Raw genomic sequence first — 16,352 nt, forward strand, 5'->3', positions numbered from 1 at the left:
CCTGGCCATCCGGCATGACACGCCGAGCGACCTGATCGAATAAGTCGTACCGCACGCACCGCGCCTCGCATAAGGCGCGGTGCGCTTTTGCGCCGCCTATCTACCGGATTCGAATTTATTGCTGTATATTTCCCCAAAATAGTAAATAAAAATCATTCGTATTTCTATTAACAAATCTGCCGGGGATCAAAGGCAGGATGGACCAACCGCCGCTACACACCATGACTACTTCCTTGCTGTTCAAGAAAGGCGCAATCGCTACGCTTCTTGCGTTCCCTTATGGGTTTTTTTGCGCAATGCCTGCGGTGGCGCAGGTGACTTCCTCGACCTCGACAGGCGCTTTCGCGTCGCAGGCCGGCCCCACTGCGCTTGAAGCCGGCGCGGGGGGCGATGCCGCGGCGACTTTGCCTGCCGTGCAGGTCAATGCGTCGGCCATCTCCGAGCTGCAGACGCGGTCGCTGCCATCGTACAAGTTCACGGCGCCGCTGATCGACACGCCGCGCTCGATCACCGTGATTCCCCAGGAGATAATCAAGGAAAAGAACGCTTCCACCTTCGAGGAAGCATTGCGCACGGTGCCTGGCGTCACTTTTATGGGCGGCGACGCGGCGGCCAATCCTTCCGCGGACCGGCCGGTGCTGCGCGGCTTTGAATCGCGCAATTCGATCTTCGTGGATGGCATGCGCGATTCGGGCGTGCAGAACCGCGAGACTTTCGATGTCCAGAGCGTCAGCGTCATCAAAGGCCCGGATTCGGTCTATGCGGGGCGTGGCGCGGTAGGCGGCAGCATCGACATCGAAACCAAGGCGCCGCGGGCCGATAACTTCTTCAACAGCAGCGTGGGGCTGGGCACCGACAGCTATCGGCGCTCGACCATCGACTGGAACCAGATGCTGGACCAGAGCAGCGCGTTTCGCCTGAACCTGATGGGGCATGACGCCGATCAGGCGGGCCGCACGGACATCTATAGCAAGCGCTGGGGCGTGGCGCCCTCGATTGCGTTCGGCCTGAACAGGCCCACCACGGTCACGTTCAGCTTCTACCACATGAACAACGACGATATGCCGGATTTCAGTGTGCCGTTCGGGCTCAATGGCGGCACGCCGATCGCGACCAACCGCAGTCAGTTCTACGGTCTGAACACGCGCGACTATCGGCACGGTCAGTCCGACACGGGCCAGATGAAGGTCGAGCATCGTTTCAACGACGACTGGAAGGTCAGAAACACGACTGTGTATGGCCGCTCGACGCTTGACTACATCGCCACCAATCCGCAGCTCATCAGTTCCGGGCCGTATGCAGGCATGCTTGCCTTGCAGGCCAAGAGCGGCAAATACGCGACCAACAGCCTGGCCAACCAGACCGAGCTGAGCGGCAAGTTCGATTTCGCCGGCATGCGCCACACCGTGACGACAGGCCTGGAGTTCAGCCACGAGCGCGACGTCTATTCGGGCTACTTGGTGAGCGATTCGACGGGAGTCAATATGCGCTTGAACGGCTCGCGGGGCTTCGCAACCTGTGCGGTCATCGACAACTGCACCCCTGTCGGAAGCTGGAATCCGGACAATCCGTGGACGGGAAGCGTCCTGCTCAACGGCGATATGAACTTTCCAGGGCCCGCGACGTACACGACCACGAATATCGCCTCGGCGTATTTGTTCGACAGCATGAAGATTTCCGAGCATTGGCTCTTTAACTCGGGCGTACGCCTGGACAACTACCGGGTGCGTGCGCAGCAGGACCCATATGTGTCCGCGCCGTCGAACGTATCGATTCCCGCCGCTAATCTTGGCAACAATTCGACTCTGTTGAGCTACCAAGTCGGACCGGTGTTCAAACCTGTTCCGGCGTTGAGCCTCTATGCTTCCTATGGCACCTCGTCGAATCCGCCGGGCGCGAACTCGGGCCTGGGCGGTGCCAGCCAAAGCGGTAGCAACAATCAGCTGACGACTGCCACCCAGAATCTTTCTCCAGAGCGTTCGCGCAATATCGAAATCGGTGCGAAGTGGGACGCGATCGACAGGCGCCTTTCGCTCACGACGGCGCTGTTTCAGACTGAGCGGACCAACGCGATCGTGAGCGACGGCCTGGGCGCTTATGTCAACGCGGGTTCGCAGCGGGTGCGGGGTTTTGAGTTCGGCTTTGCCGGTAGTCCGACCAAAAAGTGGAAGGTGTTCGGCGGCTATTCCTATCTCAATGCGATCACGACCAGCGGGGGGCCTTCCCTGGCGGGTGCCGGCCTTGCCGGCACGCCCATGACCTTGGTTCCCAAGCACAGTTTCACGCTTTGGACGAGTTACGACATATTGCCCAAGGTCAATGTCGGCGCGGGCGTGACACTATCGAGCCTGGTCTATGCATCGGTCACGACAGCCAAGCGCACCTGGACGCCGGGCTACGCGAAATTCGATGCAGCGGTGACATGGCGTGCGGCCCGGAACATGGATCTGCAGCTGAACATCAACAATATCTTCGACAAACCGTATTACCAGGCCGCTTATCCCAACAACGCGACCTGGGCGCCGGGCCGTTCCGCCGTGTTGACGATGAGTTTGTCCATGTGAGCCTCAAGCCCAGGGGGCCTGTCGATGCGTGGCTCCTTCTAGTGTTGACAGGCGCTAACGCAGTATCAAAAGGGGCATCCGCAGCTGTCCGAGTATGGCCGTGGTTGTGCTGCCCAGCATCAGATGGCGGATGCGGCCGTGGCCGTAGGCACCCATGACCAGCAGATCGATGCCATGTTCTTCGGCGTAATCGGCCAGCGCCTGCGCGGGTTCGCCGGGAATCGGCACTGCCTGGACGGCGAACCCCGCGCGCGTCAATTGCACGCGGGTGCGCTCCAGCGCCGCCTGCGCCGCCGCGCAGGTGCGGCCGACCATGACCAGGTGCGCCGGCAGGCCGGCCAGCAAAGGGCTGCGGCTGACCATGTCCGCCGTCTTGTCCGCCGTGGGACTGCCGTCGTAGGCCACCATGAAATTGACCGGTTCCTTGAAGACGGCGCCGGCCACCATGATGGGCCGGTGCAGTCCGCGCACGGCACTCTCCAGCCTATGGTCGGGCAGGAGCCGTGAAGCCTTGACGGGGTGTTCGTGGTGGCCCAGCACGAGAAGGCGCGCGTCGGCTTCGATATCGAGCAGGACGTCGAGCAGATTGCCCTGACGCTGTTTGGCCGCGATGCGGGTGGCCCCCAGGCTGCGCGCCCGCTCCAGGGCCATCTGCAGGCATTGCCGGCCCTGCTCCTGCAGCAGGTCCTCGCGTTGGCGCTCCAGGTCCGTCAGATCGCTGCGCAGGGATTCGTGTGTGCCGAGCCAGACGTTGCCGGTTAATTCCGCAAGCGGAAGATAGTCGGGCGTTTTTTCGGTGACGTGCAGGAAATCCAGGTCGGCGTCGAGCCGACCGGCTGCCCAGATGGCGTAGTCGCAAATGCCCGGCGTTCGGGTGGCGCCGTCGATGCAGGCGATGACTTGTTTCATGGCGGCCTCCTGCAAGTGGGATGGGAGGGTGATGCTATGGCGCCAGCATACGCTTGAGCGCCTCGATATGCGCTGCCGCGGCCGTAGCGGCGGTGGTTTCGATGGCGCGATAGCACTGAATCAAGGCCAGGCCGCTGGGCGTGACCACGGAGCCGCCGCCGCGCGCGCCTCCGGTTGAGGTCGCAACGGCCGGTTCGCGCAGCGAGCGGTTCAGCGCGTCGACCAGCAGCCACGCGCGGCGATACGACATGCCCAACTCGCGTGCTGCCGCGCTGATGGAATGCGTGTGCGCTATGGCCTGCAGCAGGGCGATCTTGCCGGGCCCAACCGCGATGTCCTCGCCACGATATGCGCGCATGCGCAGCTGTACGCGATGCAGGGGAGGTTCGTTCCGGAGTTTGTTCATGCTAAGGACTATGCTGGAGGATTTTTCTTAAAATAAACTTAATAAAATCGCACAAGAAGCTTAAAAATACATAGAATTCGCACTTGAATCCATTGATATATTTCAATTGATTACCAAAATATTGCGTTTTATTAAGAAACTAATGGGAGACTCACAATGCGTACACGGTTCCGTCATGCCTGTATTGTCGGCGCTCTGGTCGGCGCCCTGCTTGCCTCGAGCGGCGTGCGTGCGGCCGACAGCGGCAAGATCACCATCATGGTGGGGGGCATCGACAAGATCATCTACCTGGCGCCCAAGCTGACTGAGAGGCTGGGCTACTTCAAGGACGAGGGCCTGGATGTCGAGCTGCAGTCGCAGCAGGCGGGCGTGAGCGCCGAGAACCAACTGGTGGCCGGCGCGGTGCAGGCGGTGGTTGGGTTCTACGACCACGCCATCGACCTGCAGAGCAAGGGCAAGTTCATCGAATCGATCGTGCAGTTCGGGCGGGTGCCCGGGGCCATGATGATGGTGCGCAGCGAAGAGGCCGGCACCATCAAGAGTTTTGCCGATCTGAAGGGCAAGACCGTGGGCGTGACCGCCCTGGGTTCGTCCTCGGGCTTTCTGGCGCAATACCTGGCCAAGGAGGGCGGCCTGTCCAGCGGCGACTACGCGCTGCTGCCGGTGGGGGCGGGCAGCACGCTGATCGCGGCCATGAAGCAAAAGCGGGTGGACGTGGCCTGGACGACCGAACCCACTACCTCGGCGCTGCTGTCCTCGGGGCAGGCCAAGCCGATCGTCGACATGGTCACCGTCGCCGGCGCCACCAAGGCGCTGGGCGGCATCTATCCTGCGGCAAGCCTGTATGTGCAGAGCGACTGGCTCAAGACGCACAAGGATGTGGCCGCCAAGCTGGCGCATGCCTTCGTGCGCACGCTGCATTTCATCCAGACCCATACGCCCGAGGAAATCGCCGACAAAATGCCGGCGGACTATTACGGCAACAACAAGGCGCTGTACGTGCAGGCCATGAAGGCGTCCATTCCCATGTTCTCGCCTGACGGCCTGATGCCCGCGGGCGGCCCGGAAAACGCGCTGAAGGTACTGGCGACCTTCAGCCCCAATCTCAAGGGCAAATCGATCGATCTGAGCAGGACCTACACCAATGAGTTTGCCCAGCAGGCCGACAAAGCGCTCGGAATCAAGTAATCCAATGAATATGACCCATAGCAACGAGAAAAAGGACGCGCCAGCCATCGAACTGGACAATGTGTCGATCCGCTTCATCTCGCCCGACGGCCGCGCCACGGTGGCCTTGCGGGACTTTTCCATGACGGTCCGGCACGGCGAGTTCGTTGCCGTGGTCGGCCCGACTGGCTGCGGCAAGTCCACCACGCTGGGTCTGATCACCGGGCTGATCCGGCCCACGCTGGGTTCGGTCAAGGTCATGGGCCAGACGGTTCAGGACACCGACCCGCGTATCGGCTTCGTGTTCCAGAGCGATGCGGTCTTCCCCTGGCGTCGGGTGCTCGATAACGTGGCTGCCGGGCCGCTGTTCCGAGGCATGGCGCGCAACGCGGCGCTCGATCTGGCCCAGAGCTGGCTTGCGCGGGTGGGCCTGGACAAGTTCGGCCAGCACTACCCGCACCAGCTCTCGGGCGGCATGCGCAAGCGCGTGGCGCTGGCGCAGACCTTCATCAACAAGCCCGAGATCCTGCTCATGGACGAACCCTTCTCTGCGCTCGATATGCAGACGCGCACCTTGATGCAGGACGAGTTGCTCAAGCTGTGGTCCGAGCAGTCCGGTTCGGTGGTGTTCGTCACGCACGACCTGGAGGAGGCCATCGCCCTGGCCGATCGCGTCCTGGTGCTCACGGCGCGCCCGGCCACGCTCAAGCGTGTCTACGAAGTCGATCTGCCGCGCCCGCGCGTGATGGAGCAGGTGCGCTACCAGCCGCAATTTATCGAATTGTCGCGCCAGATCTGGTCGGATCTGCGCCAAGAAGTGCATATCGGCTGACGTCGACGCACCATACAACGGAAACTTTTCATGACGACAATGAGCAATATCGAGGCGGCGGGGTCCTCCCGCCACGCGCCGCTTTCGGCCGAGGCGCTGGCGCGCGAAGAGGCTGCGGCTCGCCGGCGCCTGCGGGCGCGGCACACGCTGGTGATCGGCCTGCGGGTGCTGTTCCTGGTGGCGATACTGGGCGGCTGGGAGATCGGCGCGCGCCGCGGCTGGATCGATCCCTTCTTCTACTCCCAGCCCTCGGCCATCTACGCCCAACTGGCCACCTGGATCAAAGAAGGCACGGCGCAAGGGCCTCTGTGGCTGCAGGTGTGGGTCACAATGGAAGAAACCCTGATCGGCTTTTTCATCGGCGCGGTCGGCGGTGTGGTGTGCGGCATCGTTCTGGGGCGCAACCGCCTGCTGGCCGACGTGTTCAGCCTTTACATCAAGATCGCCAACTCGATCCCGCGCGTGGTGCTCGGCTCGATCTTCGTGATTGCCCTGGGCCTGGGCATGGCCTCCAAGGTGGCGCTGGCGGTGGTGATGGTGTTCTTCGTGGTCTTCGGCAATGCCTTTCAGGGCGTGCGCGAGGCCGACCGCTACATGATCGCCAACGCCCGCATCCTGGGCGCCTCGCAGCGCCAGATCACCACCTCGGTGGTCATTCCCTCGGCCATGAGCTGGATCCTGGCCAGTCTGCATGTGAGTTTCGGCTTCGCGCTGGTGGGCGCGGTGGTCGGCGAGTTCCTGGGCGCCAAACAGGGCCTGGGCCTGTTGATCTCGGCAGCGCAAGGCACCTTCAACGCCAGCGGCGTGTTCGCCGCCATGATCGTGCTGGCCGTGGTCGCACTGGCCGTGGACTTCATCCTCACCACCACCGAACATCGCATGCTCAAGTGGCGGCCTCAGCAGTTCTGAACCGGGCCTGATCCAGGCAGCGACATCGGGCCGCTTGTGCGGCCCGACGTATTTTCAGCCGCGCTTTTCTCCGCCCAGCAAGTCGACCAACTCGGCCATGAGCTTGGCCAGTTCGCCGGTCATGAGCATGAAGTCGGATTCGAATTTTTCGTCGTCGTTCTGCAGCGCGGCATCGGCGTTTTCCTTGATCACATCCAGGGGCGCCACGCGCTTGACGTCCAGCGATTCGGTCAGCACGAAGGAGACGCGGTCGGCCCAAGTCAGGGCCAGGCGGGTGCACTGCTTGCCCGACTGGATGTGACGGCGCACTTCATCGGCTTCCAGGGCATGCTTGACGTAGCGTATTGTCGCGCGGCTTTCGCCTGAGGCGCGCAGTTCGGCATCGCGATCGATGGTGAAATTGCCGGGAACCTCGTCCGCGGCGAGCCAGCCTGTCATGGCCGAGGCCGGGGAGGTGGCCACGAAGAGGTTTTCCAGGGGCAGGGGGTCGAGCGTCTTGACCAGCAGGCCTATGGCTTCGTCGGCCTTGGCCGAGGCAGCCGCGTCGATCACCAGCCAGTGATTGGCCGTGTCGATCCAGATGTGGGTGTCGCGATAGATGCTGAAGGCGCGGGGCAGGAGTTCATCGGTGACACGCTCCTTGATTTCTTTCATCTGCTTGCGGCCGGGCTTGTAGCCCTGCTGCTCTTCGATTTCCTGCGCGCGCGAGCGCGCCGTCTGATTGACGACGGTGGCGGGCAGCAGCTTTTTCTCCGCGCGCAGGGCCAGCAGGATCTGCTTGTTGCCGACGTGTGCCAGCGGTCCGCCTTCGCGCGGCGCCACCCAGCCCAGGCTCTGCATTTCCAAGTTGTTGCCGGTTTGATAGGCGTGCCGGCTCAAGGCCGTTTCAAGCGCTTCCCCAAAGAGAGTCCAGGGGGCGCAAAGGCGATAGATCTTGAGATTCTTGAACCACATGGCTTCGAGCAAAAGCAGCGATTCTCTCACAAGCAGCAAAAATTCGGCTTTTACGGGGAGGATTTTGCAGTTCTACACAACTACTCATGATCTGTTGTGTGGAACTGCCGAGACTGTATTACGTCACTGCTTCAGTGCCAGCCGATAGACATGCCACGCCGCCCAAAACCCAAAGACGATCAGGGCGACCTGCCACACCGCAGGCGGTTGAGCCGTTGCCCAGGCCATGATCGGCGCGGCCAAGAGTAGGACAGGCCAGTGATGACGACGGCCAAAACTAGTAGGCCCAGGACCGGTCGGGAAAAAGCATATTCAGCATTAGAGTGCCCCTTGCGGTAGGTCCGCGTATCGCGCGCCTGCTGGAGTGGCCCCTTGCGGGAGCATCCCGTAGAGCCGCTGGACTGGGTGGACCCGTATACCATCCAAAAGCTCGATAAAGGCCTGGCAAACTGGCAGAGCCTTGATGAGTTCTGGCTTGACCACATGTTCGCGGGCGTGCCGAATGCTGTAGCTCTGTGCGACCGTGGTGTCTCCCGCGGAGCGTCCGGATGACGCCAGGGCCGCGCCTTGTGTGCTTTCAGTCACGTTGGCATCGACCTGCTCGATGTCGACTTGGCTGATGAGGTAGGCGGCGAAGGTCGGATCGGTCTGGCCGAGAATCAACCTGGTGCGCAAGTTGTGGAGGATGTTCCGCGTCTGGTCCTCGCCGAGCGCTGCCTTGATGGCGTCGAAGCTCTGGGTGGCGAAAACAGTGATCACGCGCGACTCCCGAGCCATGCTCAGATATTCGCTGTCGCTGATGCTGACGAACTGTTGTCACTCATCAATGATGAGCGCCATGTATCGCTCGGCATTGCACTCGCCGCGGCCGATCCATGCTGGACGTGCCAACATGGCGTGCTGAAAGTCGAGTTTCAGGAAGGTCCCGAGGATGACGGCCAGACCGGGAACATCCTGCACGTTAGCGTCCAGTACGACAACACGGCCATCGTTGATGATTTGCGGCCAGCTCGGCATGACTAGGGATTGTTAACACAAACCACGAAGACCATCGACAACCAGCACGAAGCTGAGAAAGCCGAGGAACATCGCATCGAGTTTTTCGAAGCGAGAAAATATCCTCCGAAACCCTTTTAAGCGGCGAAACAAGCGCTCGACTTCGTTGCGGCGCTTGTACATCTCTCGGTCGTATTCCCAGGGTTCGATGCGGGTGCTGATCGGTGGGACCACTGGGATAAAACCGAGGTCCAGAGCGAGCTGACGCGTCTGGTTGCCTTCATAGGCCCGGTCCATCAGCAAGTGAATGGGACGACTCGTTGCGCCCAGGCTCGCGAGCAACCGCCTACCTTCTGGCGCATCGTGCGCCTGCCCGGGGGACAAGCCAAACGTTATGGCCGTTCGAGCATCCGCGGCAACCATATCAATCTTGGTGTTCCATCCGCCTCGGGACTTGCCGATAGCCTGGGGGCCGTTTTTTTTAGCGCACCTGTCCCATCGGGATGCACCTTGATGCTGGTGCTGTCCAGCGACACCGCCTCGATCTTGATGCGCACAACCTGCTCGCGCTGCAGTTGCTCGAACATCTTGTCCAGTACACCCGACTGGGTCCAGCGACGCATGCGCGTGTAGATCGTGTGCCAGTTGCCGAACCGCTTTGGCAGGCCCCGCCACTTGCAACCATGTTCTGCAACGTACAGCATCGCGTTGACCACTTGCAAATTGGTCATGCTGACGTTGCCTCGCTGCTTGGGCAGACAATGTTCGACAAGGGCAAATTGCTCAGGTGTGATCTCCATGAACAACACTATCACGCATCCGAGGCATTAATTCAATTAGTGTTAACACGCCCTAACAGCCGCTCGGCCAGCGCGGACGGTGGACTTCGGGCGCGTGAAGTGGATTCCACGTGGCGGGTCTGACTGGACCGATAGGCAATAGATCGGTCTCGTGCCCGGCGGCTTGCATCTCGGCTTGCAACGGTCGTACAAGCGAGGCTTTCGCATCCATCACAAGCCCGCCAAGACGGGTGGGATGATGGAAGAGTCCGAAGACGGCTGGGCGCAGAAAGTATGAGGTCTGGGAGCGTTAGCGCAAGTCCAGCAGGCTCTATGCGCCTGCCATGACTTCGACATAGGCAGTACCATCCAGCGATGGGCGTTCTGTAATTACTCGGAACTGGCAAGTCGACCGCATTAATCGGATTCCTTCCAAAATTTACCGACGCTGGATTGTCAGCGAATCAGCCAGCGATGTCGATCGGCCGATTCTGGCCGAACCGAGAAATTCGCCGTTGGCCGTTGGACTGATGAGGGACATGCCTCCGTAAGGGGGCATGTCATACTCATGCCTCTTGGCTCAGTCACGCGGAATGCGTAATGTCATACACAGCAAGAAGGCAATCACGGGCCCGGCAGCCAAGGCTAACAACGCCATTGGAAAGCTGTTAGTGGCCGACTTAATCAGACCTACCATGTAGGGTCCCAGAAAGCCGCCGACCTGGGCCAGGCCATTGATCATGGCGATGCCACCGGCGGCGGCCGCTCCAACAATAAGCTGATTGGGCAGAGTCCAGAACACGCCTAACGTCGCCCAGATCCCGGCAGCGGCGATGCATAGCAGCACGAAAGCTAGGAGAGGCGAGCTGGCCAGGGCGCTGGCAAACAGAAATACGCCGCCGACCAGAAGGCAACCAGCGGTATGCCATTTGCGTTCGCCGGTTCGGTCGGAGCTGCGACTGACCAGCACCAGACCGGCAGAGGCAAAAATGAACGGGATGGCTGAGACCAGACCAGTCTGGAAGTTGGTCAACCCACCCATAGTCTTGACGATTTGCGGCAGCCACAGCACCACGCCGTAGACGGCAATGGCATTGAACATGTAGATCAAAGTTAGCACCCACATCTTCGGGTCGGAAAAAATGGCGCGAAAGTTGTGATTGGCGGTCTGCGCCAGGTCGGCCTTTTCTTCGGCCAGGCGGGTCATCAGCCAACACCGTTCCTGCTCGGAGAGCCAGCGGGTATCTTTCTCGGGGCTGTCGACAAGGTGAAAGACGGTGTAGAGGCCTAGCAGAATGGACGGTACGCCTTCCAGGATGAACATCCACCGCCAGCCGGCAAGGTTCAACCAACCGTGGCTGGCGGTTAAAATCCAACCCGACAACGGTGCGCCGATCACCGAGGACAGCACAGTAGCCAGCATGAAGCCGGCCACGGCTTTGCCACGTTCTTTGCGTGGGAACCAATGTGTCATGTACAGAATGACGCCAGGCGCGAAACCGGCCTCGGCCAACCCGAGCAGAAATCGGTAGATATAAAAAGACGTGGGGCTGTTGATGGTGGCCATTAGGCAGCTCACGACACCCCAGGTCACCATGATGCGGGCTAGCCATACGCGAGGGCCGACCTTGAACAGGATCATGTTGCTGGGGATCTCGAACAGGATATAGCCAAAGAAGAACACCCCAGCGCCAAAGCCGAACTCCTTTGCAGTGAAGCCTAGGTCTGCATTCATCGTCAGGGCTGCGAAGCCTACGTTGACGCGGTCCAGGTAGTTGACGATAAACAGCAGAAAGCAGAACAGTACAATGCGCAGATTGAGCTTGCGGGAGATGCTAACGGCAATGTCGTGTTCATCTTGCCGGTCTTTGGGTTTTTTACCCAGGGTGATGGAGGAAGCGTTCACAGATTTGTCTCCTGTTGAGTTTTTTATATTGCCGCTCGTTCGGCGGCGTATCAGTGATAGTCGTTCAGTCCCAGGATGTCCTGGTATTGCGCCAGCGTCAGGGCGTGGTGCGATGCAGGCATATCGCCGCTACGCAGGGCTTGGGCAAAGTCCTGCATGGCCCGGGCGTAGGTCAGTGTGGCCGATATCGGAAAGCACAGGATGCGAAATCCCAATTCACGAAAGCGCTGCTGGGGTAGGGCGGGTGTCTTGCCGTCGACCCAGTTGAACATCAGTGGCGCATCGATCTCGCGCAACGCGCGGCGCATTTCCTCTTCGGATTGCAGCATCTCCAGTAGCACCAGGTCGGCGCCTGCCCCCGCATAGGCCTGGCCGCGCCGGATGGCCTCGTCCAGTCCGAGCGGCAGGCGCGCGTCGCTGCGGCCGATAATCAGCAAATTCGGGTCGCTGCGGGCTGCCAGTGCGGCGCGGATCTTCTCGGCATGCTCGTCGGCGTCGATCAATGCCAGCGCATCCATGGCACCGCATTTCTTGGGTGTGACCTGATCTTCCAGATGTAGGGCGGCCACGCCGGCCTGCTCGTATAGACGTACGGTACGGGCCACATTGTTGGCGTTGCCATAGCCTGTATCGGCATCGGCGATCAAGGGAACCGTCACAGCCGCGGCCACGGCACGGGCGCGTTCGGCCATTTCGGTCTGGGTCAGCAGACCGATGTCGGGCGAGCCGAGCAGACCAGCTGACAGAGCATTGCCAGATAGGTAGACAGCCTCGAAACCCTGGCACGCCAAGATGCGTGCGCCCAGGGCGTCGTGGCAGCCTGGTGCGATGATGAACTCGCCGCGCTCAATTCGTTCGCGCAGCCCGGACGAGGTGGATGTATGAGGCATGAGTGAGATCGGCGTCAGTACGTGGCGCGGCCGCCAGATAGATCGAATACAGCGCCGGTCGTGAAAGAGTTTGCTTCGGACACCAGCCAGGCCACCATGGCAGCGATCTCGTCGGTGCGTACGAAGCGGTTGCGCGGGATCTTGGACAGCATATAGTCGATGTGCTCCTGCGTAATCTGATCGAAGATGCGCGTGCGCGCGGCCGCTGGCGTGATGGCATTGACGCTGATGTTGTGGTTGGCCGTTTCCTTGCCGATGGATTTGGTCAGACCGATAACCCCAGCTTTGGATGCGCTGTAGGCGCTGGCATTGGGGTTGCCTTCCTTGCCCGCGATCGAGGCGATGTTGACGATGCGTCCATAATTGCGGGCGATCATTTCCGGCAGCACGGCCTTGCAGACGTAGAAAGTGCCGTTGAGATTTATGTCGATCACCCGGCGCCACTCATCCTCAGGGTAGTCGGCCGCGGTGGCGTTCATGCCGGCCACCCCGGCGCTGTTGACGGCAATGTCAAATCCGCCGAATTCGCGTTTGGTGCGGGCGGCCGCCTCGTGCACGCTATCGGGGTCGGCCACGTCGGTACGGACCCCCAGCACGCGATCGGCGCCCAGGCGTGCGACAGCGGCATCCAGGTCTCGCTGGCTGACATCCCACAGTGCGACACGGGCACCGCCTTGCAGCAGCGCTTCGGTAATAGCCAAGCCGATGCCTTGCGCGCCGCCGGTTACGATGGCGGTGCGATTTTCAAAGTCGTAGTGGTTCATGCGTGTAGTCTCGCAAAAGAAAGAAAAAAGGTGACTGGCTGGTCAGAGCCGGACGGATGCTCGGAACGGCGCGTTGGATCAGACGGTGCGCTGGGTCTGCTCGCCCAGACCGGCAATGCCCAGACGCATGGTCTGGCCGCGGTGCAGATATAGCGGTGGTTTCTGGCCCAGACCGACGCCGGGTGGCGTGCCGGTGGAGATGACATCGCCTGCTTGCAGGCTCATGAAACGGCTCAGGTAACTGATCAAGTAAGGCACCTTGAAGATCATGGTGCATGTATTGCCGTCCTGGTAACGCTTACCGTCCACCTCCAGCCACATCTGCAGGTCGTGCGGGTCGGCAATCTCATCGCGGGTAACCAGCCAGGGGCCAATGGGGCCGAAGGTGTCGCAACCTTTGCCCTTGTCCCAAGTGCCGCCGCGTTCGATCTGGTATTCGCGCTCGGAAACGTCGTTGACCACGCAATAGCCGGCCAGGTGCTCCAGTGCATCCTTCTCGTTGATGTAGGCTCCTGGCTTGCCGATGACCACCCCCAGCTCCACTTCCCAGTCGGTTTTGGCTGACTCACGCGGGATAATGACATCGTCGTTCGGTCCGCAGACCGCCGAGGTCCACTTGCCGAAGACCACCGGCTCGGTCGGGATCGCCAGCCCCGATTCGGCGGCGTGGTCGGCATAGTTCAGGCCGATACAGATGAACTTGCCGATGTGGCCTACGCAGGGACCAATACGTGGTTTGCCAGGGACAATCGGCAGTGACGTAGGATCGATATCACGGAGGTGCTGCAGCGACTCCGGTTCCAGTACCGTACCGGCCAGATCGTCGATGATGCCGGAGAGGTCGCGGATGTTTCCGCCGATGTCCAGCAGACCCGGTTTTTCTTGGCCTTGAGGACCGTATCGCAGCAGTTTCATAGTGTCTCCATCCTATTTTTTGTTCAGTGTGTTCGACAACATTAGCTAGACAGTAGGCCGCCGGATAGTGACAATAGGCCATCTGTCGATAACGATTGGTTATCATCCGTATGACACAGCTTGGCAATATCGAATCTATTGTTTCCCGCTTGCGTTTCAGGCACATGCGGGTGTTGATTGCCCTGCACGAGGCGGGCTCCATGCATCGGGCGGCCGATGATTTGTCCATGACCCAGCCTGGCGTTACCAAGACGCTGCACGAGATTGAGTCGGCGTTGGGGGCTACGCTGTTCGAGCGTTCGACACGCGGAGTGCAAGCTACCGCCATCGGCCAGCGTGTTGTGCGCTACGCCCACATTCTGTACGCGGAACTGAACCAGATGTCGGCCGAGATCCGAGCGGTCGAGGCTGGTCAGGGCAGTGTTGTGTCCTTAGGCGCCGTGGCCGGCGCGATGCCAGGCATCGTGGTGCGGGCCGTGACGCGCGTACGTCAGGCCCATCATCGGCTTATGGTTTGCGTTAAGGAAGGCACTAGCGAGGCTCTTCTGGCCGATCTGGGCCAGGGGGCGCTGGATCTGGCTATCTGTCGTACCTCAGTCTCGGCCCACCGAGACATTTTCGACAGTACGCCGTTGGGGGAGGAATATGTCACGGTGGTCGCTGGCCCCAATTCACCGTTGACCAAACGTCCGGTGACTCAATTGGCAGAACTCGCCGCGTATCGTTGGATCGTCTTTCCGAGCTCTATGCCGCTGCGCCGATTGCTCGAACGTGAACTGATGGAAGAGGGGCTGGACATGCCGCTCTACCCCATCGAGACGGCTTCGACCTTCGTTACCGTCTTGATGCTCGACGAGGATCCTTGTCTTGTCGGCCTGGTATCGCGCGAGACGGCTGAATTCTTTGCCCGACGTGGGATGCTGGTCATTTTGCCCATTGAGATCAAAGCCCGTACTGAACCCTACGAACTGGTCATGCGTAAGGGCTATCCGCTCACTCCACCGATGCGACTATTAGTGGAAGAACTGCGTCGCGAGATGCGGTGAGTTTGCAGTTCTTCGCGATAGTAGGCTTCGGCGATCGGATAGGCTAGGCGGCCGGCCAGGCCACTGAGGCCCTACTCATGCAGGGCGGATGCGGTATTGGCAGCTCTCGGCACAAGGTGACAGCTTGTAGAACGAAATTTTTTCCCTCGCCCTACAATTTCACTTTCAGCCTGACAGATAACCATCGCACGTGGGGCTTCATGCTGTGCTTTCTGTACCTGCGCGACGTGCGCGGTTTTGGCTGAAACCACAAGCGTGTGTACCGCATCTACAAAGAGCTGGAGCTGAACCTGCGCGCAAGCCGCGCAAAAGACTGCCAGTAGGCAGAACGGGTATCAATAGCTCCCCCAGCCATTTGAAAGCCCGTATAGGTCGGTTGCTGTTGTGTAGAACCCTGTGTAGAAGCTAAATCGTCGGAATCCTTTGGTTTCCCGCAGTTTTTTGAAATCCCACGATTTTTACGCCCGCAGTCGGTTACCTCGACATAAGCAGCGATTCTATAAGACGCGCGCTTTTGCGCGAGGTCATGTGTTGCTACATATGTGTACAGTTTCCCGGAGGAGTCTTTGAAAAACTGGGCTTGGCATTTCGGCATGCGCAGCGCGCACCGGCCGAGATGCACTCCGAATTGAATAAGGATAAGGAGCAAACAATGCAAAAACGCAATCCCGTATTCAAAGCCGCAGCCATCGCCATCGTGGCCGGCAGCCTGACGCTGACCGGTTGCACGACGACGCAGAACACCCCCGACAGCGCCTCGACGAATGCATCGACGCGCGCCTCGATCGACGCCTCGGTCAACGCGACGCTGTCGCGCCTTTATTCGAATGTGCCTGGCTCGCGCGAGCTGGTTGCCAAGTCGCGGGGCGTACTCGTGTTTCCGAATGTGATCCAGGCAGGCTTCTTCGTGGGAGGGCAGACCGGCAATGGCGCGCTGCGCGTGGGTGGAGCGACAGTGGGCTACTACAACACGTCGTCGCTGTCGTTCGGCCTGCAGGCCGGCGCGCAATCGAAGGCGGTCATATTCCTGTTTATGACGCAGGATGCGCTGAATAAATTCCGCAATTCCGACGGCTGGGCGGCCGGCGCCGACGCATCGGTCGCTGTCCTGAAGATCGGGGCGAATGGCGCGGTCGACACGACGACGGCCACATCACCGGTCGAGGTGTTCGTGCTGACCAATGCGGGCTTGATGGGCGATGTGTCGGTCAACGGTACGAAGGTGACCAGGCTGCATCTCTGACACGCATTCAAGCCAGGATCAAAAAAAGAGGCCAGCACATGGTGCTGGCCCTCATAAGGCACACAATGCCGC

Annotated in this window: 16 protein-coding genes and 1 pseudogene; 7 read left to right on the forward strand and 10 right to left on the reverse strand. The window is 60.5% G+C overall.

Annotated features, from left to right (window positions below):
- Positions 1-221: 221 nt before the first annotated feature.
- Positions 222-2,564 carry a TonB-dependent siderophore receptor gene (locus tag H143_RS0112705; protein WP_026350013.1) on the forward strand — a complete coding sequence of 781 codons (2,343 nt, stop codon included), beginning with the start codon at positions 222-224 and terminating at the stop codon, positions 2,562-2,564.
- Positions 2,565-2,618: 54 nt separating this feature from the next.
- Here H143_RS0112705 and H143_RS0112710 read toward each other — a convergent pair whose 3' ends face one another.
- Positions 2,619-3,473 (reverse strand): universal stress protein, encoded by an 855-nt coding sequence (locus H143_RS0112710; protein WP_019938626.1) that lies wholly within the window; start codon positions 3,471-3,473, stop codon positions 2,619-2,621.
- Positions 3,474-3,507: 34 nt separating this feature from the next.
- A complete protein-coding gene (locus H143_RS0112715; protein WP_019938627.1) occupies positions 3,508-3,879 on the reverse strand; it encodes a winged helix-turn-helix domain-containing protein in 372 nt (123 codons plus the stop codon).
- 156 nt (positions 3,880-4,035) lie between these two features.
- Here H143_RS0112715 and H143_RS20630 point away from each other — a divergent pair, with 156 nt between their 5' ends.
- The 3 genes from H143_RS20630 to H143_RS0112730 are packed head-to-tail and all read left to right on the forward strand — an operon-like array spanning position 4,036 to position 6,787.
- A complete protein-coding gene (locus tag H143_RS20630) occupies positions 4,036-5,067 on the forward strand; it encodes an ABC transporter substrate-binding protein (protein WP_019938628.1) in 1,032 nt (343 codons plus the stop codon).
- Positions 5,068-5,071: 4 nt separating this feature from the next.
- A complete protein-coding gene (locus H143_RS0112725) occupies positions 5,072-5,878 on the forward strand; it encodes an ABC transporter ATP-binding protein (RefSeq protein ID WP_019938629.1) in 807 nt (268 codons plus the stop codon).
- A gap of 39 nt (positions 5,879-5,917) precedes the next feature.
- Positions 5,918-6,787, forward strand: a complete 870-nt coding sequence (locus tag H143_RS0112730; protein ID WP_019938630.1) for an ABC transporter permease — start codon at positions 5,918-5,920, stop codon at positions 6,785-6,787.
- Positions 6,788-6,841: 54 nt separating this feature from the next.
- Here H143_RS0112730 and H143_RS0112735 read toward each other — a convergent pair whose 3' ends face one another.
- The 8 genes from H143_RS0112735 to H143_RS0112775 form a co-directional block, all read right to left on the reverse strand.
- Positions 6,842-7,741 (reverse strand): recombination-associated protein RdgC, encoded by a 900-nt coding sequence (locus H143_RS0112735; RefSeq protein ID WP_026350016.1) that lies wholly within the window; start codon positions 7,739-7,741, stop codon positions 6,842-6,844.
- 318 nt (positions 7,742-8,059) lie between these two features.
- Complete coding sequence (locus tag H143_RS0112740; protein WP_019938632.1) at positions 8,060-8,518, reverse strand: type IV secretion system DNA-binding domain-containing protein; 459 nt, start codon at positions 8,516-8,518, stop codon at positions 8,060-8,062.
- Positions 8,519-8,557: 39 nt separating this feature from the next.
- Positions 8,558-8,758, reverse strand: coding sequence for a hypothetical protein (locus H143_RS0112745; RefSeq protein WP_019938633.1), 201 nt, complete (start codon positions 8,756-8,758; stop codon positions 8,558-8,560).
- A 12-nt stretch (positions 8,759-8,770) separates the two neighbouring features.
- Positions 8,771-9,537, reverse strand: a protein-coding gene (locus H143_RS22500) for an IS5 family transposase (RefSeq protein ID WP_155803391.1) whose coding sequence is annotated in 2 segments (ribosomal slippage) — positions 8,771-9,222 and positions 9,222-9,537 — 768 coding nt in all. Because the reading frame shifts where the segments join, the coding sequence is not laid out codon by codon here.
- Between the two features lie 559 nt (positions 9,538-10,096).
- Positions 10,097-11,422: an MFS transporter gene (locus H143_RS0112760; RefSeq protein WP_019938636.1), complete on the reverse strand. Its 1,326-nt coding sequence runs from the start codon at positions 11,420-11,422 to the stop codon at positions 10,097-10,099.
- Positions 11,423-11,472: 50 nt separating this feature from the next.
- Positions 11,473-12,312, reverse strand: coding sequence for an oxaloacetate decarboxylase (locus H143_RS0112765; protein WP_019938637.1), 840 nt, complete (start codon positions 12,310-12,312; stop codon positions 11,473-11,475).
- Positions 12,313-12,326: 14 nt separating this feature from the next.
- Positions 12,327-13,076, reverse strand: coding sequence for an SDR family NAD(P)-dependent oxidoreductase (locus H143_RS0112770; protein ID WP_019938638.1), 750 nt, complete (start codon positions 13,074-13,076; stop codon positions 12,327-12,329).
- Between the two features lie 78 nt (positions 13,077-13,154).
- A complete protein-coding gene (locus tag H143_RS0112775) occupies positions 13,155-13,991 on the reverse strand; it encodes a fumarylacetoacetate hydrolase family protein (protein WP_019938639.1) in 837 nt (278 codons plus the stop codon).
- 110 nt (positions 13,992-14,101) lie between these two features.
- Here H143_RS0112775 and H143_RS0112780 point away from each other — a divergent pair, with 110 nt between their 5' ends.
- From H143_RS0112780 to H143_RS0112785, 3 genes and pseudogenes are all read left to right on the forward strand, one after another.
- Positions 14,102-15,037: a LysR family transcriptional regulator gene (locus H143_RS0112780; protein ID WP_033366538.1), complete on the forward strand. Its 936-nt coding sequence runs from the start codon at positions 14,102-14,104 to the stop codon at positions 15,035-15,037.
- Between the two features lie 170 nt (positions 15,038-15,207).
- Positions 15,208-15,353, forward strand: a pseudogene (locus tag H143_RS23270) (IS3 family transposase); the annotation flags it as partial.
- 336 nt (positions 15,354-15,689) lie between these two features.
- The gene (locus tag H143_RS0112785; RefSeq protein ID WP_026350018.1) at positions 15,690-16,280 is read left to right on the forward strand and encodes a YSC84-related protein; all 591 of its coding nucleotides are present in this window, start codon (positions 15,690-15,692) and stop codon (positions 16,278-16,280) included.
- Positions 16,281-16,352 lie beyond the last annotated feature (72 nt).

Source organism: Bordetella sp. FB-8, from assembly GCF_000382185.1.
Classification (GTDB): Bacteria; Pseudomonadota; Gammaproteobacteria; order Burkholderiales; family Burkholderiaceae_B; genus Bordetella.